Consider the following 22,579-nt stretch of genomic DNA (forward strand, 5'->3'; position numbering starts at 1 on the left):
CCCCCTCAAGATGAGATTTCCCAATTCGTAAGACCCCTTGAAGACGACGAGGTTGATAGGCTGGGGGTGGAAGCACAGCAATGTGTGGAGCTGACCAGTACTAATCGGTCGAGGGCTTATCCTAATGCTAAAGAGTTCAAACATTTCGCATCCAGTTTTCAAGCGTGCAAACGCTAGTAAGGCCCGTTGGTCAAGGGGTTAAGACACCTCCCTTTCACGGAGGTAACAGGGGTTCGAATCCCCTACGGGTCACCAAACTTCACCCCAAAAAGTGAAGGAGCACTTCGAAGGTTATTCCGATTACTTTTCGGGGAACCCGAGGTCAATCCGGAGGCTTAGCTCAGCTGGGAGAGCATCTGCCTTACAAGCAGAGGGTCGGGGGTTCGATCCCCTCAGCCTCCACCATTTAAATACTGCGGAGCTGTGGTGTAGAGGCCTAACATGCCTGCCTGTCACGCAGGAGACCGCGGGTTCGAATCCCGTCAGCTCCGCCATTTAAATCAAATACGCCGGTGTAGCTCAGTTGGTAGAGCAACTGACTTGTAATCAGTAGGTCGTGGGTTCGACTCCTATCGCCGGCACCATCTTTACAAACAAATATGCATGCGGTCGTGGCGGAATTGGCAGACGCGCTAGATTCAGGTTCTAGTGGTGTAACAGCCGTGGAGGTTCGAGTCCTCTCGACCGCACCATATGCGGAAGTGGCTCAGCGGTAGAGCATCGCCTTGCCAAGGCGAGGGTCGCGGGTTCGATTCCCGTCTTCCGCTCCATATTTTTTGCGGCCTTAGCTCAGCTGGATAGAGCGTTTGACTACGAATCAAAAGGTCAGGAGTTCGAATCTCTTAGGCCGCGCCATCTTTACAAAAAACGGGATGTAGCTCAGCTTGGTAGAGCACCTGGTTTGGGACCAGGGGGTCGCATGTTCAAATCGTGTCATCCCGACCAGTTAATCAATCGAAGCTTGCAATTGCGTATTCGTACGCAGCGCAAGCTTTTTTTGTTTTTGGTCAGAGCGTTCCTATGTTAGAATGTAGAAACGACATAAAGAAGAATGTGAGGTTTCACTATGACAGTACGCTTCGGAATTATCGGCTCCAATTTCATTACCGAATCTTTTGTTGATGCTGCACGCAATGCAGAGCAGGTTGAGGTAACAGCAATCTTTTCGCGTTCGGCAGAGAAAGCGAAGCAGTATGCGGACAAGCATGGGATCGCCAATACGTTCACCGATCTTCAAGAGATGGCTAAGAGCAACCTTATAGATGCAATCTACATTGCAAGCCCGAACTCGCTTCACGCCGAATATGCGATTACATTTATGAATGCAGGCAAGCATGTATTATGCGAGAAGCCGATCGCATCCAATGCCAAAGAACTTTCCAGCATGATTGAAGCGGCTAAAAGCAACGGCGTGCTGCTTATGGAAGCGATGAAGTCGACGCTTGTGCCGAACTTTGAAGCGATTCAGCAAAACCTTCATAAGCTTGGCAAGGTGCGCAACTATTTTGCATCGTTCTGCCAGTACTCTTCCCGTTACGATGCGTACAAGCAAGGGGAAGTGATGAACGCTTTCTTGCCGGAACTTTCCAACGGTTCATTAATGGATATCGGCACCTACTGTATTTATCCGCTCGTCGTACTGTTCGGCAAGCCGGATCGCGTTCAAGCGAGCGCAGTCATGCTGGAATCGGGAGTGGATGGCAAAGGAAGTCTTGTATTAAGCTATGGGGATATGGAAGCGACGCTGCTTCACTCGAAAATATCCGGTTCTAATCTGCCTGCTGAAATTCAAGGCGAGGACGGAAACATGATCATTGAACGCATCAGTCAACCGGCAAGCGTGCGCATTCAGTATCGGGACGGGCGAGAAGAGGAAGATCTCAGCAGACCGCAAGCGAGCAATACAATGGTCTACGAGATTCAAGCGTTCGCCGATATGGTTCGCAGAGGAGTGCTGGAATCGCCTGTAAACTCCTTCGCTAACTCGATGGCTGTTATGGAAATTATGGATGAAGCGCGCCGTCAAATTGGGCTTGTTTTCCCGGCTGATGCAAAATAATAGGCAACAAAAAAGACGGCTGCATCACAAGCTTTGAGCGGAGCTCCATTTCGCTTACTGATGCAATGCCGTCTGTTTGCTCGAAGGCCTGCTTTTATGCAGGCTGAGCAGCTTGTTCGAGCAGAAATGCGGAAATTTCTTGGAATCGCTTGGATACGGTAGCCGCGGAAACATCGTATTTCTCAGCGAGCTCGGTTTGACTCTTCTCGATGCCATTTACTTCACATGCCATATATTCAAGAGCGGCAAGGAATACGCCTGCTTTGCGATAGGTCGGGTTTGTAGCATTGGCATAGGTATGCCATACCATAATCGTCATTGCCGTCTGGTCAGGTGTAAAGCCGTCTTTCAATTGCTTCGCCAATTCGAGAGCAAGATCGGCATAGACCGAGTTGTTCCAATTCAATTGGCCTGTAATGAACGAAGTCAAGTCGCCTTGTTCTACGGAACGCATTCGAGTAGCCGGCGCTGCCTGTTGACGATTTTCGCGGGCGGTTTGCTCATCTTTTGCCATGCAGCATTTCTTATATTTGTTGCCGCTGCCGCAGTGGCACGGCTCATTTCTACCTATTTTAGACATAATAATTTTCAAAGCTCCTTCGAAATGTAATCGGATTGCAATAAACACATTCATCCATCATACCATAAATCGGACTCGATTTGGGAATTGATTGGATTAAGCTGGAATGGGAATGACTGTGAACGATAGAACGTAAATTAACATAGACCAAACGGTTAGGAGAAATGTATAATGACGCAAACTTTTGAAGCCAATCTGCAAAAATATGCAGAGCTCATTATTCGAACCGGCGCAAACGTACAGCAAGGACAAGAGGTTTTCGTAACGGGTGCAGTCGAATCTGCAACGCTCATCCGGTATGTCGCCGCCAAAGCGTATGAAGCCGGGGCAAGCAATGTACATATTGAGTGGACAGATGATGCCTTGTCTCGTTTGAAGTATGAAAAAGCGGCTGAGGATGTATTTGCCCGTTATCCGGATTGGGAGACGGCAAAACGCGATTCGTTTGTAGACCGAGGTGCGGTGTTTATTTCGATTATTTCTTCAAGTCCCGATCTATTAAAGGGGATCGACTCGAAACGGATTTCGAGCTTCCAGAAGGCAGCAGGACAAGGACTGAAAAGTTTCCGCCAAGCGATGCAGTCGGATCTGGTTAGCTGGACCGTAGTCGCAGCAGCGGGCAGACAGTGGGCGGAGAAAGTATTTCCGGATGCAAGCAGCGAGGAAGCAGTTGAATTGCTATGGAAGGCGATTTTTGACTCGGTTCGTCTTCATGCTGAAGATCCGGTTGCTGCGTGGGTTGAGCACGACCGCTCACTCCATGAGAAGAGCGCGGAGCTGAACAATCGCAAATTCAGCAAGCTGCATTATACAGCGCCGGGAACGGATATGACGATCGAGCTCCATCCGAATCATATTTGGGTTGGCGCGGGCAGCATTAATGCCAACAATGTGTCTTTCATGGCGAATATGCCTACCGAAGAAGTATTTACGGTGCCATTAAAAACCGGCGTTAACGGCTATGTTTCAAGCACGAAGCCATTAAGCTACGGCGGCAACATTATCGATCGGTTTAAGCTGACGTTCGAAAATGGGCGTATCGTAAAGGCAGAGGCGGAGGAAGGGCAAGAGATATTGCAGCAATTGGTCGAAACGGACGAAGGCTCGCACTATTTGGGTGAAGTGGCGCTCGTTCCGCATCATTCCCCGATCTCGCAATCTAATATTTTGTTCTACAACACCTTGTTCGATGAGAATGCCTCCAATCATTTGGCGATTGGCAGCGGCTATGCGTTCAATATTGAAGGCGGCAAAACGATGTCGGCCGAAGAGCTTGAACAGAGCGGCGTTAACGCGAGCATCACCCATGTTGATTTCATGATCGGCTCTGGGGAAATGGATATCGACGGCATCACGTCTGAAGGGACTGTCGTACCGATTTTCCGTAACGGCAATTGGGCGATATAAAAAATATCATTTCGACAAAAAACCGGGCAGTTTTCACGAACTGTCCGGTTTTTATTGCAAAAATCGACACTTCGCCGCCTAAATCATGGTAAAATGTTGTGGCTAGCACGTTTTATCAACCGAATTGAGGGGGAAATCTAAGAATGACACACAAGCACATCACACTATCCTTGCGCTTTCTTCTGGCATTATCTCTGCTCTTTGCAGCAGTACAGCCTTTTGCGAAGCCGGTGAGCGCAGCGGCGGATACCATTCATCATTGGAAGCACTATACGAATGGTGTCAACTACTTGAAGCAAGGGAAAGTTAAGCTTGCCATTCGCGAGTTTGAGCTTGCAGTCGCGCAATCGGAGCAAGCAGGCTATTTGCGCAAGCTGGCTGAAGCCTATGAGCTGGATCATCAATATCAGAAGGCAGCTGACACTTATTATCGCGAAGCGAAAATACATAAGAAGATCGGTGAAAAATCCGGCGATCTCAATACTTATTATGCGGTGCTTGCTATGGCCGACGCTTTGAATACAAATATTGAGCTTTACTTGGAGAAGGATGGCAAAGCAGCCGCACCGCCTTCTGTTAAGCTGGCGAAATTCGAGCCGGCTAGCGGCATGTATATCGGCGCTTATGTGGATAAAGACAGCGGCGTCGAGGGCAAGGGCGACGGCAAATTCCAAGCTTTCAATAAGTTAACCGGCAAGCAGCACGCTGTTTACTTTAACTATCACAAATACGGCAGCCCGTTTCCTTATCATTGGGCGGAGCAGGTGAAAAAAGCCGGCGGAGCGATTCAGCTTGCGCTGCAGCCCGATACGGGATTAAGTGCCGTCAAGGACGATAAATATTTGCGCGATTTTGCCAAAGAAGCGAAAGCGGCAGGCGTTCCTATTTTTCTGCGCTTTGCATCGGAAATGAACGGCAGTTGGGTGAAATGGCACGGCAATCCGTCGCTATATATCGAGAAATTCCGCCTAATCTCGAAAGTGATGAAAGAAGAAGCGCCAAACGTCGCTATGGTATGGTCGCCGGCAGCAAATCCGAAGCAAAAAATTGCCGCTTACTATCCGGGTGACGAGTGGGTGGATTGGGTAGGTCTTAGCGTGTACAGCGTTAAGTTTTTCAACGGCAACGTCAACACGCCGGCGGATCAAGTCAATCCGCTCGATTCTCTCGATTATGTATACCAAACGTATGCATCCCGCAAGCCGATCATGATCAGCGAATACGGCGCGACGCATTACAGCAAAGCGGGCAACACGTCGACGATTAATTTTGCGATTACAAAAATGAACATGCTCTATCACGGGGCTAAGCTCAAATATCCGCGTCTGAAATCGATCAACTGGTTCAGCTTGAATACGTTGACGGATTCGCATAGCGCGGAGCGGAGCTTGAACAATTTTAGCCTGACTGAGAATGAAACGGTTTTGAAAGCATACAGCAATCTTATAAAGGATTCTTACTATTTGTCGGAGGTTGTACAAACAGGACAATCGGACGGAAATTCAGGCTACAACAAAAACGTTGCGAAATTTGCTGATAAAGGGACGATCAGCAGCAACGTAACGGGGATTGCCTGGGTGAAGACGTATGATCCGTACATTAGCAAAGTTGTTGTTAAAGTAGACGGCGTTGTTGTATTGTCCAGGCAGCAATACCCGTATGCATTTACAATCGATCCAAGCAAACTGAAGGCCGGCAGCCACAAGCTCGAAATTGTCGTATTTGACTCGAAGGGCAGAGAAGCGTCCCGTAAGCCGTATACGTTTAAAACCTAAGAAAAGTATAAGTGTTTGACAGGAGGCTACGCGATGGGATTTTTGGATAAGGTGAAGGCGACAGTCGCCGAAGCTGGAGACAAAGTGAAGGCAGGCGTCGTTGAGGCCGGCCACAAGGCAAAGACGCTCGTCGAAATCAATCGCTTGAAAATGCAAAACAACTCGAAGCTGAACGAAATTGAAAGGCAGTATCAGCAGATTGGCGTGCTGGTGTTTACGATCCGGCAAGCGAATAAGGACGCGGACATTCCGAATGCGGAGCTGGAGCCGATGATTCAGACCATTACAAGGCTTCAAGATGAAATCCAGCACAATTTGAAAGAAATTCAGTTTTTATCGGAGAGCAGCACGGTGGAAGAAGATAAAGGACAGGTCGAAAAGCCGGAGTCTGCTCGCATCGAGTATCATTCTGATCATCAACCGGAACAAAAATAGTCATAAATTGCCCCCCGCATATGTAACATAATAATGGCTTTTAACAAGCGGGGGGAGACGTGAATAAATAATGAGTGCTGAGAACGCAGGTCAAGGGCAGCAGCAAGTTGCGCCAGTCATTAGCGTAAAGGATTGGCTCATCACGATTTTACTGCTTGCTATACCGATCGTAAACATCATTATGCTTTTCGTATGGGCGTTTGGAGGCAATACCAATCCTTCCAAGGCGAATTACGCTAAAGCCGCTCTCATCTGGGCGCTTATCGGCATCGTTATTTATGTTGTTCTGTTCGTTATCATATTAGGTTCGGCACTATCCATAAATAGTTACTAAACAAAGATTAACAAAGAGAGCGCAAGCCGTTGATCGGTTTGGCGCTCTCTTTGTGATTTGCTCTCATCATGCCTGCTCCGGCGGCTGCTGCATCGTCTGCAGGGCGGCAAGCGCCTTCGTCCGGGAGGAGACGCCTCAGGCGGCGCATCGCTAACGCGCGATTGTTGTATCGGTACATGAGGCAAGCTTGCAGGACAAGAATCTCCATTTGACTGGAGAGACAGTTTTCCCGCATGGCTTGCGGTTGCATTAGTTCAAGCAGGCGAAGCGCCTCGCTATCTTTGCGCATCGCATAAAGCAAACGAACTAGTGTCATATATTCGTAATAGCGATCAAAGGTCGGCCGATCCTGGATGGTTATACCCAGCTTAGCAGCTTCTGCGCGTGCTGCAGAAATATGCCCTTCCGCCAGGCATATACGCGCTATGGGCGTGGTATGGGTAATTGCCGCATGGTCGACAAGGAAGAGGAGCGAACGGCATTCGTCTCGCCTGTCCCATTCATAATAGCCCTCGGCAAGCGACTGAATGATATAGAGATTGATCAGCGATTCGCCCCAGCCCTCTAGTTCCAATACACGGCGAAGCATGTTTCCGATTTGTTCTGTATCCGCCGACAGAAGTCCTTTTAAGCCGAACGCGGTTCTGCGGACAATCGACGAAAAAATGACTTGCATTTCATGCTATAATAAAGGATAAGTATTGCAAGCAGAGGTGAGTTCATTGTCTAAAAAAAGAAAATCAGCGCCTCCTGCCGCGCACAAGGATTCGACGCGCGAGGAGCAGGGGCCGACGCTTAAGGATATGCTGAGCGCAGATGTGCTCCATAAGCTAAAGCAGCAGGCTGACGAGATGAAGGCAGCTGAAGCAAAGCACAAGCAAGAAGCATTGGAGAAAGCCGAAGCTGAGCGCAAGAAGGAGCAAAAGCGGCTGGAGAACGATATGGCGTATTTGCTCGATCACTATAAGACCGACTCAGGCAAATACAAATAAAAAGAAATCCCGAAAGCGCCGGCTTTCGGGATTTCTTTTTTTGCATTTACTTGCATGCGGTAAAGCGATAATCGGTATAATCGGTTGCCCGGTTCGTAATAACGAGCTTGCCGTTGCTTTGTTTTTGGATCCGATAATAGACGATGTGATTGCGGTCAGGATCACCCGAAAGCGATGTTCGGACAAGCAGATGGCTGCTCGATTCGTTCTTGACGAGCAACGATACGACGACAATCGGCACAGGGCCGGGATCGCCGACGATGACATAAAGCCTGCCTTTATAGACGATTGATTGCAAGTTGCAAAACAACCTCTGGCTGATGCTGCTGTTCCAGTATTGCTTGAAATAAGCGAGCACCTTGGCTTTTGTGCTGAAACGATCGGGCAGTTGGGCGTATTCGTCGCCTTTTATTTTAATCACTTTTCGTCCATAGGAGGAATCGTAAACCTTAAACCAAGAAAGCTCGGCATTATTGATTAAAGTGCGAAGTCGAGGCAGCGGGGTCTCTTTCATGACGGCCATATGCGGCATTCTCCTTTCTACAATTGCTACTATTACCATCATATGTAGCGCTTTTAGAATGGTTCTGGACAAGGGAGGGATACACGAGGATGATAGAAAACCGGCAATATTGTTTAAAAATCCGTTCTTTTTAAAGAATGGGAGGAAGCGGGAGCGCTGCTCGGAGTATAATAGATTCAATAGTCGGGATAGCTGATCTTAGCGAAAGAAGGTTGATTATATATGACAGTTGGGGTACTTGCGCATTTATTCGGCAGTTTGTCTTATCGGGAGCTTGCAGCGAAAGTGAGCGGGGCCGGCTTTACTCATATTCAGCTTGCGATATGGAAAGCCATTAACGATGTCGATTTCAATAAGCCGGGCAAGCTGAGCCCGGGTCTGGCAATGTCGATCGCGGAAGAGTTAAACAAGCAAGGCGTATCGATTTCGGTACTGGGCTGTTATTTGCATTTTTTCGAAAGAGATCGAACGCTGCTGCGTGAAAATATTGAGCGGTTTAAAGAACTGATTCGTCATGCCCGTTTTCTCGGTGCGCCTATGGTTGCGTTTGAGACGGGGCGTCCGGCCGACGGCGACCAGCCGGACCGCGATTGGAAGGTACTTAAGGAGACAGTGCAAGAGCTGGTGGAGGAAGCTGAAAAATGGGGCGTCATCGTTGGGATCGAAGCCGCTAACGATCACTTGGTCGGTACAGCCCGCGACTTGAGCCGTCTTCTCGAGGAGGTGCCTTCTTCGCAAATTGGCGTCGTGATTGATCCGGGCAATTTGCTGAAGAAGGACAATTTCGACCGTCAAGACGAGATTATTGAAGAAGCGTTCAAACTGCTTGGCAGCCGTATTGTAGCCGCTCATGCCAAGGACCGGAAATTCGATGAGAACGGCGAAATAATTACTGTTCCGGCTGGATTCGGGGAAATGAACTATCCGCTTTATATGAAGCTGCTTAATTCGTACAAGCCGGGCGTTCATATTATTATGGAAGAAGCAAAAGAGCATCAGATGGCGCATTCTAAACGTTATATTGAAGAAATTCGGGCGAATAGTCGATAAATGCGTGAACATGAAGGAAAAACATCCCTTCCCGTGGAATCTATAACAAATAGGAAGGAAGGGGATGGCATGAAAGAGAGAACGCTTGTCATTAGCGACATTCATGGCTGCTACGATGCGTTTAATCAACTGCTGGAGCTGACTGCATATGACCCAGCCAAAGACAAGCTGCTATTGCTTGGCGATTTTGTCGATAAGGGGCCGGATAGCAGGCAAGTCGTTGAACAGACGATGAGCCTTGTACGGAACGACGGCGCTATCGCTATACAGGGCAATCACGACGAGCGACTGGTCGATGTCGTGCTGGGAAGAAGCAAGGAAGCGGAAGAGAAGTTTTTCAAGCACGGTGGGTATGAGACGTTCAGCAGCTACACAGGGAGCCAGCTAGAGAAAGGCGCCTCAGCGCCTGATTCCAAACGGTTTGAAGTGCTCCAGGAAACGATCAAGGAAAAGTATATGGACCATATCGATTTTCTCGAACAGTTGCCTTATTACTATGAGGATGAGGACTTCATCTACGTGCATGCAGGCTTAAATCCGCGTTACGCCGATTGGAAGAAGCAGCCGAAACGCGATTTTTTGTATATGAAGGAGCCGTTTCACAGTTCTGAGCCGTTTACGGACAAGAAGGTCATATTCGGGCATACGAAAACGATTGATTTGCATGGCAAGGCTGATATTTGGTTCGGGAAAGGCAAAATCGGAATTGACGGCGGCTGCTCGGTCGGCTTGCAGTTGAACGCGTTGGAAATTCGCGGTGCCGATTCCTTACGTACGTATAAGGTGCCATTGATCAAATAATAGAGGGGGACGAAGCTTCGGAGGAGCTTCGTCCTTTTTTATTCGAAATATATTCTGAAGACTATTACTCTCCAAAATATACATATAGGTCTTTCGACATATAAGTCTATTGTGAAAAATCGACGAGATCTATAAAATTATTACAAATTTCGATTGAGATTATAGTTTTTTCTGCCTAGGATTAGCGATTATGTTATAATTGGAATAACATTTGGTGAAGCGGACTTTTCGATCCAATGGAATTTCGATAGAAGCTTTGAGGTGTGGTGAAATGCGCGATACAGTCAAGCGATCTGCCATGATGATCATTGTTTTATTTGCTATCCAATTTTTCACTATCGCATCACCGATATTGGCAAGTTCGCATCCTGCCGCTGAAACCATCATTCAAGACTGGGAAGTGAGCTGGGACGCGTCGCAGGCTGTTTCACCTCATGAGGAAGATACGCTAAAATGGCTGTCAGCAAAGAGCGCCGAGGAAACGAAGCCTAAAAACGCTTCGACGATGTGGGTTAAATTCAAAATCCCGGAGTTTAAGCTCAACAGTCCTGGCATTCTCATTAACAAGGCGTATGCGCAAAAGGTAACGATATATTTCGATGGACGGGAAAGCTATCATTCATCTAGAAACTATCGATACGATGTAAATAAAATCTTCCTGCCCTTAAATACGGATTCCTCTTATCAAACTTTGTATATGAAGCTTGAAAGCAAAGACGGGCGAATAGGCATCCCGGAAGCGATCATACTGGATGAATATCAGCGATTGCTCAAAACGTATATGCAGCATGAGTTGATCGATATTATTATCGGAGGCGCATTCATTTTTATCGCTATCTGTATTTTGGCATGCTCAGGGTTTGTTAGCCGAGATTTTTTCGTAAGCTGGATTGCGCTTAGCCTCATCATTCTATCTGTTGGAGTCATGATCGTTACGTACTCTCCTTTTCTTTATAGCTTTTACGGTAATTACGGCAGACTGTACTATAAATTATTCGATGTAGCCCAATCGATTATGATGCCCGCAATATTTGTTTTTATCGATCGCGTTCTCGGCGCCGGTCCTTATGGATTGATCCGGAAAGCGTCCAAATTTCTGGTTATATTCTCGCTTAGCTCTGTTTTATTTATGATCATTAATCTGCTGTCTAATGACAGGATAAACGAGCTATACTTCCTTTATTCGGTTACTTTTTACGGTTTCGTGCTGCTCGCTAGCGCTAGTATTTTGCTGTGGACGTTGGTTTATTATTGTCTAAAGGGCAACAAGGAAGCGTATTTATTAAGCTTGGGATTAGGGGTTCTCATGCTGTTTAGCATTGTGGAAATTATATGGTTTTACGCTCAGAACACAGAGTATGAGCTTTTCCTTTGGAAGTGGGGCATTGTTTGTTTTGTGCTTTCACTTATTATGATTTTCGCCAAAAGAATTGCCCACAACCATCAGCAGCTGCTCTTATACTCTAAAAAGCTGGAAATGTACAATGTAGAACTGCAACGTTCGGAGAAAATGGAGATCATAAGCCAATTGGCCGCATCCATTGCGCATGAAGTTCGCAATCCGTTGCAAGTGACTCGGGGCTTTTTGCAATTGCTGCATGAAAAATCAATAGAGAATAAAGAAAGAAGCTACATTACGCTTTCTATAGAAGAATTGGACCGCGCATCGGAAATCATCACTGACTTTTTAACCTTTGCCAAGCCGCAAACGGAAAACGCAGGCTTGATGAATATTAGTCAGGAGCTCGAGCAGATCGTTGGTATTCTCATTCCGCTTGCCAATCTGCAGGGAGGTAAAATTATTTTTAGTGCAGCAGAAGAGCTGTACGTGCGCGGTCAATCTTCTAAATTTAAGCAGGGTTTGATCAATATTATTAAAAACAGTATTGAGGCTTTGAGAGACGAAGGAAAAATTGAGGTATGGGCATATGAAAGCAACGAAGAGATTATTATTAAAGTTCGTGATGATGGCGAGGGAATGACGGAAGATGAGTTGAAGAAGTTAGGGGAACCGTATTTTTCCAAAAAGTCAAAAGGCACAGGACTTGGTTTGATGGTTACATTTCGTATTATTGAAGGAATGCAAGGCATTATCCACTATAACAGTATAAAAGGGAAAGGGACAGAGGCGGTCATTCATTTCCCTAGTGCAAAAGAATAGCGCCGGGCGATTGGCTCGGCGCTAACGTGTAAATTACCACATTTCTGCCATGACCTGAGCTTCTTTTTCTTCGGCCGGCGGTTGTGGAATGACAAGATAGTAGCGGGAAGGTGTTTCCTCTACGGCAATCACTTCAATTTCATCAGGGATGTCAACGTCGAAAGCTTCCTTAAGCGCGGATTTGGGATCTGCAAGAAGGCTCTTCTTGAAGGATTCATCTTCCCATGCTTTTTGAATAATTTGTTCTTTTAACATTTGCTCTGTGGACATGTTCATCACCCTATGCTATGTAATGGGATTCCATTACTAGTTTATCATCATTTTTATGCTAAATCTAGAAAAATTTCGACAAATCTCTTCCGTTTGTACTAAGTATTTAAGTCGAAGGTCTTAGTTCCGGATAGTGCTATTAGATAAGAAATAATGAAATCCTCCCGCCATGCGTTGTTTGCGGTTTTGTTCGAGGCTAGCAGCTACATTGGTGATGTTATCGCATATTGATTGATTAAACTGCATGAGATGGGTACTCTTCACAGAAGAGAGTTTTACTATTGTCGCGATACGTCCAGCCGTTTCCGCATATTTTTTCATCATGTTTCTTATAAAAATGGCGTCATTCACTTGTTTCTCTGTTGGAGAGCCTTCCGTTATCCCGTATTCCAATTTGACCAGCGACAGTAAGCAATTATAGCTGCCATCCGCTAAGTCTTCTTTCCAATCCGCCAAGTCGTCAGCCATTTGAAGCGTGACGAGCACATTGGCAATCAAAATTTCGGCATCTTTAACGAGATGTTCTCGATCGGACAGAAGGAGCGCTCCGGTAGCGAGCGATATAATGGGAGCAGCTTTGTCGGCTATTCTCAGGAGATCAGTCTGAAAATAATCGGCTGCATTCTCGGAGGTTACGCATACTGCCCATTGTTCCTCGTATTGCCGCAAATAGGTCCAAAATGGGGATTCCGCATCGAACAGCTCAATAAACTGCCTTTGCGATATAGAATAAAACAAATGGCCGATAGCGAGCTTTTGCTTAGCGTCTGCAACCTCGGAATCCATGCAATCGTCTAGTATGAAATAGTGCAGCATAATGAATATGCCGGAGATCGCCAGCTTGCGAGTTTGCTGTTCGTTGATTGGCGCGATTTCCCGAATCCAGTATGGCAGCAGATAACAAATGTAATTTTTTGCGCTGTCCTGTTGGAACACGTCGAATTTGTTCAAATAACGGAGTCCAAGCTTATTGAGAGGTTCCGGGAACCCGGAAATTTGTGCTTTGGCTTCATCAAACACTAGCTTCATCTCTTCTTCAAACGGCTTGAAATATTCCATGGCGAGGTCTCCTTATCGCTTCTCGAATTCGATGCCGAACATATGAATCTCATGGCTGGCGGATTCGTCGCGCAGCCAAGCGGACAGCTCCTCTTCAAGCTCGGCTGAAGGGGGCGCGCCTTTATATAGTTCCGCTGCGCATTGCATATAGCGGTACAGCTTTAGTTTCGTTGCATATGTATCGGCGGCAAGCCGATAAGGAACGGTGCGCAAGTGGCGGAAGCCGCCTTTTTCCATTTCCACCCGCAGGATGCTCGGGAAGGTCAGCCAGCTTTTTCGCAGAATAGATTGACGGGATTGTACATATAATTGCGAAAAAAGCGGTAATCGTTCGTTCCATTGCAGCTCGTCGCTGTCAACGTCCAGCACGATTAATCGCGAACCGGCGGCTGTTTGCGCATTAGCCCATTCGGCAAAATGCAAACGATCGTTGATATGCGGCATAACGAGCCTTGCTACGATCGCGGCTACGCTTTGCGTCTTAAATGAGCTTTTCTCATAGCTGGATAAATGGAATTCGAGTCCTTCGTTGCACTTCGCTTTGGCGAATTCAAAGATTGAGTTCTCGATTTCAAGGCCCGTCATCGGCAATTCAGGATAAACCTGATGGAGTCGGGACAAATAAGCGCCGTTGCCGCAGCCGACATCAATAACATTAGCAGGCGGCTGCTCCCACTCCGGAAAGCGGAAAAACAGCTTCAGTTCTTGCTCGAAAAAAAGTTCAGTCGTCAACTGGAGCATTTCGTCGAAAACAGCGGTCATTTTGGCAGTCATAGCGAACCCCTATTCTGCTATAATTTTCAAGCTTCAATATAGCACAAGAGCGTTCGCTATGAAATAGAATAGTAGAGAGAACACTCGTTAACAACTTTCTCCTTTTCTAAGTTTTGGTTGAGAAAGCAGTCAAATTCCATTAAAATGGACTATAAGATCGCCCATAAAACAACCTCTGTAAAAACTAGACTATGGTCGAGTCCAGTGTTAATACCCGAGCAGGTTATGAAACCGGCGCTCCTGCATTAAAGTTGTATCAAAGGGAATGAAAGTTCTTTAATGTGGAGGTAGTAAGGCATGACAAGCGAATTGGACGTATACGTACTATTAACCGATACAGGGACACTTTTTACTAAAACGATCAAGCTATTTACGAGAGATCCTCTAAACCACGCTTCCATTGCGTTTGACCGTGATTTGAATGAGGTTTACAGTTTCGGGCGGAAAAATCCGCATAATCCGTTTTTTGGCGGTTTCGTGAAGGAAAATTTGCGGGGAGAGCTTTTCGAGCAGGCGGCATGCGCATTGTATCGGGTTCGAGTTAATGAGGCTTCCTATGAGAAAATGCGCGACTTAATTGGTTATATGGATCGAAATCGCGATCAATACCGTTATAATTTGCTCGGTGTTGTCGGATTGCTCTTTAATATTCAGATGAAGCGTGAGTACGCTTACTTCTGCTCGCAATTTGTAGCGTCTGTATTTGCCGAAAGCGGCGTTCACTTGGTAAATAAATCGCCATTAATGGTACGTCCAGGCGATCTTGAGAATACGCCGATGCTTGAGCTAATCTATCAAGGAACGGTGCAATCGTATATGAGTGCGAACCGCGGCAACCCTTGCGCATTAGCGTCAGTCGACAAAGGCCGAACGGCGTTAACGGGCTAGCATCCAGTTAAAAAAGAAACGCATGAGAGCGATCGCTCCCGTGCGTTTCTTTTTATGTTTACCCATTAACGACCTCGCCGCCGTTCACATGCATGACTTGTCCGCTTACGAAGCTGGCGTCGTCGGAAGCTAAATAGACGTATGCGCCAGCCAATTCGTAAGGCTGACCGGCTCGTTTCATTGGCGTATCGGAGCCGAAGGTCGACACGGACTGCGCATCAAAGCTGGCTGGAATAAGCGGTGTCCAGACCGGACCTGGAGCTACGCCGTTAACGCGAATGCCTTGCTCAGCAAGATTGGCGGAAAGCGCCCGGGTGAACGCGACGATCGCTCCTTTCGTCGCCGAATAATCGATCAGCGTCGGATTGCCGCGATAAGCGGTAACCGATGTTGTATTAATAATTGCTGCGCCTTGCTTTAAATGAGGGAGCGCCGCCTTCGCCAGGAAAAACATCGCGTATACGTTTGTTCGGAAGGTCGCCTCCAGCTGTTTCTCTGTAATATCCTCAAGCCTTTGCTGCACATGCTGCTCGGCGGCATTGTTAACAACGATATCGAGCTTGCCGAATTCGAGCACCGTTTTCTCGACGGCCTCTCGGCAAAACGTTTCATCGCCGATATTACCCGGAAGCAATAAGCATCGTTTCCCGGTTTGCTCGATTTCGTTTTTAACCAGCTTTGCGTCCTCGTGTTCATTCAAGTAGAGCACCGCAACGTCGCAGCCTTCCATAGCATAAGCGATGGCGACAGCTCGGCCGATGCCGCTGTCTCCTCCGGTAATAATCGCCGTTTTTCCTGCGAGCTTGCCCCCTGCTTTATAGTTCTCTGATTTATAGACCGGCAACGGATTCATCTGTGCTTCGATTCCCGGCTGCTGATTTTGATGCTGAGGCGGGAACTGCGGCGTTTTTTGATTGTTGGACGATGAAGTCATGACGAATGCTGCTCCTTCCAAGTTTACGATGATGTTCTATTTTGTTGCATCTGCCCGAGCTTCATACCTAAATTCGTCAGATACATTTCAATAGAGTTATTTTTCTAATTGACAATGATTATCATTTGAATTTATACTTTAATTTAGTGCTAAAACAAACAGATCGAGACAGAGCAAAGATTATTTAAGGGGATGCAGAGATGAAATTGAAACTGACAGCATTGGTACTCGCTAGTGCGCTCGTATTTACGGGCTGCGGATCGAATAATACGGACAATAAAGCGGCGGACGCTCAGCCGGCTGCTTCGGCAGACAACAGCGGCAATTCCGCTGCCAAGGTTGAAGACTGGGATGCAATTACAGAGCAATACCGTCAATTTGCAATTGAACAAGCGGACTCATTCGTCATTGAAACGGAAAAATTCGTAACAGCGGTAAAAACAGGCGACGTAGAAGGCGCCAAGAAGCTCTATGCGCCGACACGCATGTACTTCGAGCGGATCGAGCCGATTGCCGAAGCGCTCGGCGATTTCGATCCGAATATCGACGCGCGCGAGAATGACGTCGAAGAGAAGGATTGGAGAGGCTTCCACCGCATCGAGCAAGCGCTGTGGGAGAAGAACACTACGGATGGCATGGAGGGCTATGCCGATACGCTGCTTCAAGACGTCAAGCTGCTTCGCGCTTTGATGGAGACAGTTGAAGTAGAACCGAGCCTGCTTGTAACAGGTGCCGTTGAATTGCTCAATGAAGTATCTTCATCGAAAGTGACAGGCGAGGAAGAACGCTACTCGCACACCGATCTTTACGATTTCGCAGCTAACGTGGAAGGCGCAAAGAAAATATATGAGCTGCTTCAGCCAGAGTTGAAAAAACATAATGCTGAACTGGAAGGCGAAATCGGCAAAAGCTTCAGCAGCCTGGAGGACGCGCTCGGTTCGTACAAAAATGCCGACGGCTACGTCTCTTACCTGGAGCTTAAAGAAGAAGACACGAAGAAGCTAAGCCAATTGCTGGACGCGCTCGCTGAGCCGTTGTCGCAAATGGGCACCATCCTGGGGGCGTAATCCGATGACAGATAACAATAACCGGCTAACGGAAGATAATGTGCTGGAAAAACCGATGAGCCGCAGAGATATGCTGCGGCTGACTGGAGCGGGGGGCGCCGGGCTATTGCTTGGCGCCGCTGGCGTTAGCGGCCTTATGGGCGCGTTCGGCGGCAAAGCAGCCAAGCCTGCTGCGGCGAGTGCAGATGCCAGCACAATTATCGATTTCTACGGCGAGCATCAAGCGGGAATTGTTACGCCTGCTCCTGACTTTCTGCTTTTTGCGGCATTCGATCTGACGGTAACGGACAAAGAAGATGTGCGCAAGCTGTTTCAAGCTTGGACGACAGCGGCAGCCGCGTTGGCAAAAGGGCAGATGCTCGGCGAAAGCAATGATAACGAAAACTTGCCTCCTTCTGACACAGGAGAAGCCGCAGGCTTATCTCCTTCAAGGACGACGATTACGTTCGGCGTAGGCGCTTCCTTCTTCGATTCCCGTTTTGGATTTGCTTCGAAGCGGCCTGAGGCGCTTGTCGATCTTCCAGCTTTCGGCGGCGACGAGCTGCAGGAGGAATGGACTGGCGGCGATATCGGCGTACAGGTCAATGCCGACGATATGCAGGTCGCGTTCCACGCGCTCCGCAGCCTCGCCCGCATCGCTCGGGGCAAGGCGGTATTGCGTTGGACGCAGGAAGGCTTTCAACGGACGGCGAAAGCGGACCCGGCAGGCTCCACGCCGCGCAATTTGATGGGTTTTAAAGATGGGACGGCTAATCCGGATGTGAAAGATTCGGTTAAGATGAATAAAATCTTGTGGGCGCAAGCTGAAGACGGCGCCCCTTGGATGGCAGGCGGCACGTATATGGTCGCGCGCCGCATTCGGATCCGCGTTGAAGTGTGGGACCGTTCGACGCTTGGCGATCAAGAAGCGACGTTCGGACGCCACCGCGACAGCGGAGCGCCGCTAGGCAGTAAAAACGAGTTCGACAAGGTCGATCTGGCGAAGCTTGGCGAAGACGGCAAGCCTCTAATTCCAGTCAACTCGCATGTTGCGCTAGCGCGCGGCGACGGTTCGATTGAAATATTGCGCAGAGGCTACTCGTATTCGAGCGGCATGGACAAACGGACCGGTCAATTGGACGCCGGACTTATGTTTGTCGGATTCAATCGCGATCCTCGCAAGCAATTCATTCCGATGCAAACGAAGCTGGGCAAGAGCGATACGCTGAACGAATATATCGTTCATACCGGCAGCGCAATGTTTGCTTGCTTCCCAGGCGTGAAGCAAGGCGGATACATCGGCGAAACGTTGTTCCAGGCTTAATGGCCTCATTATTGTACTTTTATTTAGAGAGGGGCTGCCATTGCGATGCGAAGAGAAACAGCATTCGATAATGGACAATGGCGTAGATTGGCCGGTCTGCTTCTGCTGCTGATGCTCGTAATTAGTATGCTTTCAGCTGGCTTGTCGCAAGTTCCAGCGGCGGCGGCTTCGTCAGCGCAGAACGAGAAAGCAGAGCTTGACCAGTTGCTGCCAACGGTCGGCGGGGCGCTTGCTGCTGCCGGGCAGAGCGATTGGGAAAGCGCGGCAAAGCATGTGAATGACGCCAATGCGTTGTGGAAGGAACTGGATAAGAAGCCGTCCAGCTTGGCAGCGGACGTGGACTCTTCTTTTGCGCATGCCGTAAAAACGCTTGCCAATGTGGAGAAGGAGCCTGGCGAAGCGAAAGCGGCTCTTACCGCTTTGACGAAAGCGATCAATAGCTTTGTGAAGAGCGAGACAGCGGCGGAGAAGGCTGAGCTGTCGGGCAAGGAAGCTGCTGCAAGCTTGCTGCCGAACGCGGAGCAGCTGCTCGCGCACATTGAAGCGGGCGACTGGAGCAAGGCAAGCGCAGTTTATAAAACAATCAATGACGGCTGGCCGCCGATTGAAGCTTCGATCCGAAGCGAAAACTTTGCTGTATACGGCAAGCTTGAAACCGCGATGAGCATGATCCGTATCGCGTTGCAGGCTGAGCCGCCGCGAGCCGAGCAGGCGGCGGAGCAAACGAAAGCTTTTATCGCATTGATCACAGATTACAAGGACGGCAAAATCGTTCAAGCGGCGGAGCCCGAATCAAGCGATATGACGATTGCCGATCTTATCGTTATTTTAGATAAAGCTTCAGCCGACATTGCCGCCGGCCATTACAATGAAGCAGACGGGCAAATGCAATCGTTTATTGCGGCATGGCCCTCCGTTGAGGGGCAAGTGCAGCTTCGTTCCGCAGATACGTACAGCAAGATTGAAATTAAAATGACCGATGTGTCGAAATATGTGCTGGCGGACCCGCCAGCGCCGGATAAAGCGGAAGCGGTCATCGAATCGATGCGCGGACTGCTTCAGCCGCTCGTAGCCGACGCGAAGTATACGGCATGGGATGCGGGCATGATTTTGCTTCGCGAAGGGCTTGAAGCGATTCTCGTTCTGGCGGCGCTGCTGGCCTACTTGAAACGAACGGGCAATCAAGCCAAAAGCGTATGGGTTTGGTCAGGCGTCTGGACCGGCCTTGGACTTAGCGTCCTTGCCGCTGTTCTGCTGACGACCGTCATTGCCCAGGCAGCAGCAGGCAGCGCGCGCGAGGCGATGGAAGGGATTACCGGCCTTGTATCTGTCCTGCTTATGCTGACAGTAGGCAATTGGCTGCATAATAAATCCAATATGCGGGCTTGGAACAGCTATATCGACGGCAAAATGGGCAATGCCCTTGCGAAAGGCAGCCTTTGGTCGCTGTTCATCGTTTCCGGGCTTGCAATATTGCGCGAGGGCGCGGAGACGACCATATTTTATGTTGGCATGGCCTCCTCCATCGCTGCTGGCGATATGATTCTCGGTATTGCCGTTACGTTTGTTCTGTTGTTGGCGCTCGGTTTTGCCATTATCCGATACAGCGCCAAGCTTCCGATCAGGCCGTTCTTCCTTATTGCATCAGCGCTTATCTATTACCTCGTCGTTCGCTTCCTCGGGGAAAGCATACATTCGCTTCAAGTCGCTTCGTGGCTGCCGGCGCATTCATCTTCCGGACTGCCGACGATCAGCTTTCTTGGCGCGTATCCGACTTGGGAAACGGCGATTCCGCAGCTTGCCGTTCTGGCAGTCATTATTGCAAGAATCGCATGGGTACAGCTGGGTAAAAAGGCGAAGATCGGGAATGCGGCAACCGAATAAAATGCAGGATGTCCGAGAGCAAGGCGCGGACATCTTTTTTTATGTATCATCTGTGGTAAAATGATACATAAGCATGAATTGAAAGCGGGGTGCCCGAATGAAAGGCCAAAGCTTGCTGATCGCCGCACTGGCGTTCGCGTTCGTCATCGCATTGTTCGCGGTCATCAACGTGGACTCGGTGCAAGTCAATTTTTTATTTACAAAGACGAATATTCCGCTCATTCTCGTTATTCTCGCCTCAACTCTGTTAGGCGGGCTGACCGTCGGGCTGTTTGGGGGCATTCGCCAATTCAAGCTGCAGCGCAGCGTTCGTTCGTTGGAGAAACGCATTGCAGAGCTGACAGCGGGACAACAGCCTGAATACTCCGAGAAAGCGGCTGGCGCAAATGCCGAACCAGTCTTTGAAAAAGCAAACGAGGGCGAGTAATCAGTCTTGCCGTTTGACGTTTTGCTTGATATGCTAGAAAGTGAATAAAAGCGAGGTGATCGTATGTCCGCTAATGAAACAAACAATGAAGCTGTTGAGGCGAAAAAACCGCTCTCGCAAGCGGAAAGAGCCAAGCAATTGCTTGCTCAGAAGAAGCAAGGCGCAAATGCGCTCGGCAAGAAGCATCAATCGACCAGTATGCAAGAAATGAAAAGCCAAAACACCAAAAAAGTAAACAATCAGCGTAAAAAAATGGGCGTCTAATCCGTTTTCAGCGCAATCAAGACCTTCCTCCCAGCCTTTCGGCTTGGAGCGAAGGTCTTTTTTATATTCATTTAAGGGTATATTCCAATGTTGAATGCCTATCCTTGTACCATAAAGCGGTAAGGAGAGGAAGGCGCTATCCATGCTGATGCCTACGATGCCTGACTCGAAAACAATTAAGCAGCTTTGCTTCATGGCTGCGATCGTTATATTAGCTGTCGCGGCGCAGGATCGTTCTTCCCGAATCGTACCGGCATTATCTTCCCACACGGATCTGCAAGCCCTGCCGTGGACGGTGCACGTCACTTCAAGCGGATATAATTATAGGCTAGCCAAGCTGGAGCCGGTGAATGGCGCTTATCTTGGCGCATATGTGCTGCAGGATCGCAAGATCGGCTGCAGTATGAGCGAATTTAACCGCAGGACAGGCAAACGGCATGCGAGCTTTTTCAAATATGTCGGATATGGCGAACCGTTTCCTGCAGAATGGGTAGAGCAAGTAAAGGCCGAGGGCGCGTTTCCGCATATCGCTTGGGAACCGAACGGCGGTCTGGCGGAAGTAACGGACAATGACTATTTACGCGGCTTTGCAAGAGCGGCCGATCAGTCGGGCGTGCCGATTTTTTTGCGCTTTGCGTCGGAAATGAACGGGATGTGGACAGCATATAGCGGCAATCCGGAACAATATATCCAAGTATGGCGGATGGTTCATGATATTTTTGAGAAGGAAGCGCCGCAGGTGGCGATGGTATGGACGGTATTGAACGTGCCGGAGAAGCCGATCGAAAGCTTTTATCCCGGCGACCGGTACGTGGATTGGGTCGGCGTTAACGTTTATAATGTCAAATACCACAATGGCGATGCGATGCAGGCGTCGGATTTTGAAGATCCGCTAAAGCTGATTGATTACGTATACAATCGATTTAGCCGCGCGAAGCCGATTCAATTGTCCGAATACGGGGCGACCCATTATACTTCGGTGGACCGCACAGAAGATATAAATTATGCGGCGGATAATATTAAGCGTCTGTATTCGCTGCTGCCTCATTACTATCCGCGCGTTAAGGCGGTCTTTTATTTCGACGTCAATAATTTGATTGAATATAATCAAGCTCGGCGGGTAAACGATTATTCGATCACTAACGAGCCGAAACTGCTTCAAACATACCGTAAAGCAACGTCCGATCCGTACTATTTGAGCCGATTGCAGCTGCCGGCTGAGGATGGGGAAAGAACGGTCAGCGAGCGTTTTACATATCGAGGTGCTATTTTTCTACAAAATGGCGTATTGTACGTCGACGAGGCTTTTTTCACGCGGATGCTGAAGACTGAGATGTATTGGCCTTTGAGCCCGGAGGGGCCGGTCTATTTGACAAGATGGCTGTCTGAAGCGGATAAGCTGCTAACCGCACAGTCCGAGCCGATTCGGCATAAAATATGGAGCGGATATAAAATCGACGGCACAGTTCCAATTTACAGGGATTTGAACGCGCTTCCGTTGATTGAAATAGCTGAAAAGCTGGGCTTTCAGGTAAAAGTGAACGGAACTAACATAAATATTCGAGAATGAATTAGTCCATCCCCTCGCATAA

General features: G+C 48.5%; 23 protein-coding genes, 8 tRNA genes and 1 rRNA gene. 25 read left to right on the forward strand and 7 right to left on the reverse strand.

What is annotated here, in order from left to right:
• The 10 genes from GOM71_RS21195 to GOM71_RS21240 form a co-directional block, all read left to right on the forward strand.
• A 23S ribosomal RNA gene (locus GOM71_RS21195) occupies window positions 1-124 on the forward strand; the annotation flags it as partial.
• A gap of 56 nt (window positions 125-180) precedes the next feature.
• Window positions 181-255, forward strand: a tRNA-Glu gene (locus GOM71_RS21200).
• Window positions 256-329: 74 nt separating this feature from the next.
• A tRNA-Val gene (locus GOM71_RS21205) sits at window positions 330-405 on the forward strand.
• A gap of 12 nt (window positions 406-417) precedes the next feature.
• Window positions 418-494 (forward strand) — tRNA-Asp (locus tag GOM71_RS21210).
• Window positions 495-508: 14 nt separating this feature from the next.
• Window positions 509-584, forward strand: a tRNA-Thr gene (locus GOM71_RS21215).
• A gap of 21 nt (window positions 585-605) precedes the next feature.
• Window positions 606-692 (forward strand) — tRNA-Leu (locus tag GOM71_RS21220).
• A 3-nt stretch (window positions 693-695) separates the two neighbouring features.
• Window positions 696-770, forward strand: a tRNA-Gly gene (locus GOM71_RS21225).
• A gap of 8 nt (window positions 771-778) precedes the next feature.
• Window positions 779-855 (forward strand) — tRNA-Arg (locus GOM71_RS21230).
• Between the two features lie 13 nt (window positions 856-868).
• Window positions 869-945 (forward strand) — tRNA-Pro (locus GOM71_RS21235).
• 121 nt (window positions 946-1,066) lie between these two features.
• The gene (locus GOM71_RS21240) at window positions 1,067-2,059 is read left to right on the forward strand and encodes a Gfo/Idh/MocA family protein (protein WP_156284719.1); all 993 of its coding nucleotides are present in this window, start codon (window positions 1,067-1,069) and stop codon (window positions 2,057-2,059) included.
• A 94-nt stretch (window positions 2,060-2,153) separates the two neighbouring features.
• Here GOM71_RS21240 and GOM71_RS21245 read toward each other — a convergent pair whose 3' ends face one another.
• Window positions 2,154-2,639, reverse strand: coding sequence for an SEC-C metal-binding domain-containing protein (locus tag GOM71_RS21245; RefSeq protein WP_216651796.1), 486 nt, complete (start codon window positions 2,637-2,639; stop codon window positions 2,154-2,156).
• Window positions 2,640-2,810: 171 nt separating this feature from the next.
• On the opposite strand from GOM71_RS21245, the gene GOM71_RS21250 reads away from it, so the two are divergent.
• From GOM71_RS21250 to GOM71_RS21265, 4 genes are all read left to right on the forward strand, one after another.
• Window positions 2,811-4,046, forward strand: coding sequence for an aminopeptidase (locus tag GOM71_RS21250; protein ID WP_156284723.1), 1,236 nt, complete (start codon window positions 2,811-2,813; stop codon window positions 4,044-4,046).
• A gap of 143 nt (window positions 4,047-4,189) precedes the next feature.
• On the forward strand, window positions 4,190-5,821 hold the full coding sequence (locus tag GOM71_RS21255) for a glycosyl hydrolase (protein ID WP_156284725.1): 1,632 nt from the start codon (window positions 4,190-4,192) through the stop codon (window positions 5,819-5,821).
• Between the two features lie 33 nt (window positions 5,822-5,854).
• Window positions 5,855-6,256, forward strand: coding sequence for a hypothetical protein (locus GOM71_RS21260; RefSeq protein ID WP_156284727.1), 402 nt, complete (start codon window positions 5,855-5,857; stop codon window positions 6,254-6,256).
• 70 nt (window positions 6,257-6,326) lie between these two features.
• Entirely contained in the window at window positions 6,327-6,590 is a 264-nt protein-coding gene (locus tag GOM71_RS21265) for a hypothetical protein (RefSeq protein WP_156284729.1), read from the forward strand.
• A 7-nt stretch (window positions 6,591-6,597) separates the two neighbouring features.
• On the opposite strand, the gene GOM71_RS21270 is transcribed toward GOM71_RS21265, so the two are convergent.
• Window positions 6,598-7,266 (reverse strand): tetratricopeptide repeat protein, encoded by a 669-nt coding sequence (locus tag GOM71_RS21270; RefSeq protein WP_156284731.1) that lies wholly within the window; start codon window positions 7,264-7,266, stop codon window positions 6,598-6,600.
• A gap of 37 nt (window positions 7,267-7,303) precedes the next feature.
• Here GOM71_RS21270 and GOM71_RS21275 point away from each other — a divergent pair, with 37 nt between their 5' ends.
• On the forward strand, window positions 7,304-7,582 hold the full coding sequence (locus GOM71_RS21275; protein ID WP_367649739.1) for a YqkE family protein: 279 nt from the start codon (window positions 7,304-7,306) through the stop codon (window positions 7,580-7,582).
• Window positions 7,583-7,628: 46 nt separating this feature from the next.
• Here GOM71_RS21275 and GOM71_RS21280 read toward each other — a convergent pair whose 3' ends face one another.
• Complete coding sequence (locus GOM71_RS21280) at window positions 7,629-8,105, reverse strand: DL-endopeptidase inhibitor IseA family protein (protein ID WP_173275886.1); 477 nt, start codon at window positions 8,103-8,105, stop codon at window positions 7,629-7,631.
• A gap of 222 nt (window positions 8,106-8,327) precedes the next feature.
• Here GOM71_RS21280 and GOM71_RS21285 point away from each other — a divergent pair, with 222 nt between their 5' ends.
• The 3 genes from GOM71_RS21285 (at window position 8,328) to GOM71_RS21295 (ending at window position 12,117) form a co-directional block, all read left to right on the forward strand.
• Window positions 8,328-9,155: a sugar phosphate isomerase/epimerase family protein gene (locus GOM71_RS21285; RefSeq protein WP_156284737.1), complete on the forward strand. Its 828-nt coding sequence runs from the start codon at window positions 8,328-8,330 to the stop codon at window positions 9,153-9,155.
• A gap of 69 nt (window positions 9,156-9,224) precedes the next feature.
• The gene (locus GOM71_RS21290) at window positions 9,225-9,956 is read left to right on the forward strand and encodes a metallophosphoesterase family protein (RefSeq protein ID WP_156284739.1); all 732 of its coding nucleotides are present in this window, start codon (window positions 9,225-9,227) and stop codon (window positions 9,954-9,956) included.
• Window positions 9,957-10,254: 298 nt separating this feature from the next.
• A complete protein-coding gene (locus GOM71_RS21295; protein WP_216651797.1) occupies window positions 10,255-12,117 on the forward strand; it encodes a sensor histidine kinase in 1,863 nt (620 codons plus the stop codon).
• 33 nt (window positions 12,118-12,150) lie between these two features.
• Here the strand turns inward: GOM71_RS21295 and GOM71_RS21300 are convergent, their stop codons facing one another.
• The 3 genes from GOM71_RS21300 to GOM71_RS21310 all read right to left on the reverse strand — a co-directional run bounded on the left by GOM71_RS21300 (window position 12,151) and on the right by GOM71_RS21310 (window position 14,220).
• Window positions 12,151-12,387 carry an NHLP leader peptide family RiPP precursor gene (locus GOM71_RS21300; protein ID WP_156284743.1) on the reverse strand — a complete coding sequence of 79 codons (237 nt, stop codon included), beginning with the start codon at window positions 12,385-12,387 and terminating at the stop codon, window positions 12,151-12,153.
• 120 nt (window positions 12,388-12,507) lie between these two features.
• Window positions 12,508-13,446: a hypothetical protein gene (locus GOM71_RS21305; RefSeq protein ID WP_156284745.1), complete on the reverse strand. Its 939-nt coding sequence runs from the start codon at window positions 13,444-13,446 to the stop codon at window positions 12,508-12,510.
• Between the two features lie 12 nt (window positions 13,447-13,458).
• Window positions 13,459-14,220 carry a class I SAM-dependent methyltransferase gene (locus tag GOM71_RS21310; RefSeq protein WP_156284747.1) on the reverse strand — a complete coding sequence of 254 codons (762 nt, stop codon included), beginning with the start codon at window positions 14,218-14,220 and terminating at the stop codon, window positions 13,459-13,461.
• A 297-nt stretch (window positions 14,221-14,517) separates the two neighbouring features.
• On the opposite strand from GOM71_RS21310, the gene GOM71_RS21315 reads away from it, so the two are divergent.
• Window positions 14,518-15,108, forward strand: coding sequence for a hypothetical protein (locus tag GOM71_RS21315; RefSeq protein ID WP_253944966.1), 591 nt, complete (start codon window positions 14,518-14,520; stop codon window positions 15,106-15,108).
• A gap of 58 nt (window positions 15,109-15,166) precedes the next feature.
• Here the strand turns inward: GOM71_RS21315 and GOM71_RS21320 are convergent, their stop codons facing one another.
• On the reverse strand, window positions 15,167-16,042 hold the full coding sequence (locus GOM71_RS21320; protein WP_156284749.1) for an SDR family oxidoreductase: 876 nt from the start codon (window positions 16,040-16,042) through the stop codon (window positions 15,167-15,169).
• A gap of 200 nt (window positions 16,043-16,242) precedes the next feature.
• On the opposite strand from GOM71_RS21320, the gene efeO reads away from it, so the two are divergent.
• From efeO to GOM71_RS21350, 6 genes are all read left to right on the forward strand, one after another.
• The gene (gene efeO / locus GOM71_RS21325) at window positions 16,243-17,109 is read left to right on the forward strand and encodes an iron uptake system protein EfeO (protein ID WP_156284751.1); all 867 of its coding nucleotides are present in this window, start codon (window positions 16,243-16,245) and stop codon (window positions 17,107-17,109) included.
• Window positions 17,110-17,113: 4 nt separating this feature from the next.
• Window positions 17,114-18,412, forward strand: a complete 1,299-nt coding sequence (gene efeB, locus GOM71_RS21330) for an iron uptake transporter deferrochelatase/peroxidase subunit (protein ID WP_156284753.1) — start codon at window positions 17,114-17,116, stop codon at window positions 18,410-18,412.
• A 45-nt stretch (window positions 18,413-18,457) separates the two neighbouring features.
• Window positions 18,458-20,296: an FTR1 family iron permease gene (locus tag GOM71_RS21335; RefSeq protein WP_156284755.1), complete on the forward strand. Its 1,839-nt coding sequence runs from the start codon at window positions 18,458-18,460 to the stop codon at window positions 20,294-20,296.
• A 97-nt stretch (window positions 20,297-20,393) separates the two neighbouring features.
• On the forward strand, window positions 20,394-20,723 hold the full coding sequence (locus GOM71_RS21340) for a LapA family protein (protein WP_156284757.1): 330 nt from the start codon (window positions 20,394-20,396) through the stop codon (window positions 20,721-20,723).
• Between the two features lie 63 nt (window positions 20,724-20,786).
• The gene (locus GOM71_RS21345) at window positions 20,787-20,987 is read left to right on the forward strand and encodes a hypothetical protein (protein WP_156284759.1); all 201 of its coding nucleotides are present in this window, start codon (window positions 20,787-20,789) and stop codon (window positions 20,985-20,987) included.
• A 157-nt stretch (window positions 20,988-21,144) separates the two neighbouring features.
• Window positions 21,145-22,557, forward strand: coding sequence for a glycoside hydrolase family 26 protein (locus tag GOM71_RS21350; RefSeq protein WP_216651798.1), 1,413 nt, complete (start codon window positions 21,145-21,147; stop codon window positions 22,555-22,557).
• Window positions 22,558-22,579: the final 22 nt, after the last annotated feature.

Source organism: Paenibacillus sp. NEAU-GSW1 (genome assembly GCF_009737085.1).
Taxonomy (GTDB): domain Bacteria; phylum Bacillota; class Bacilli; order Paenibacillales; family Paenibacillaceae; genus Pristimantibacillus.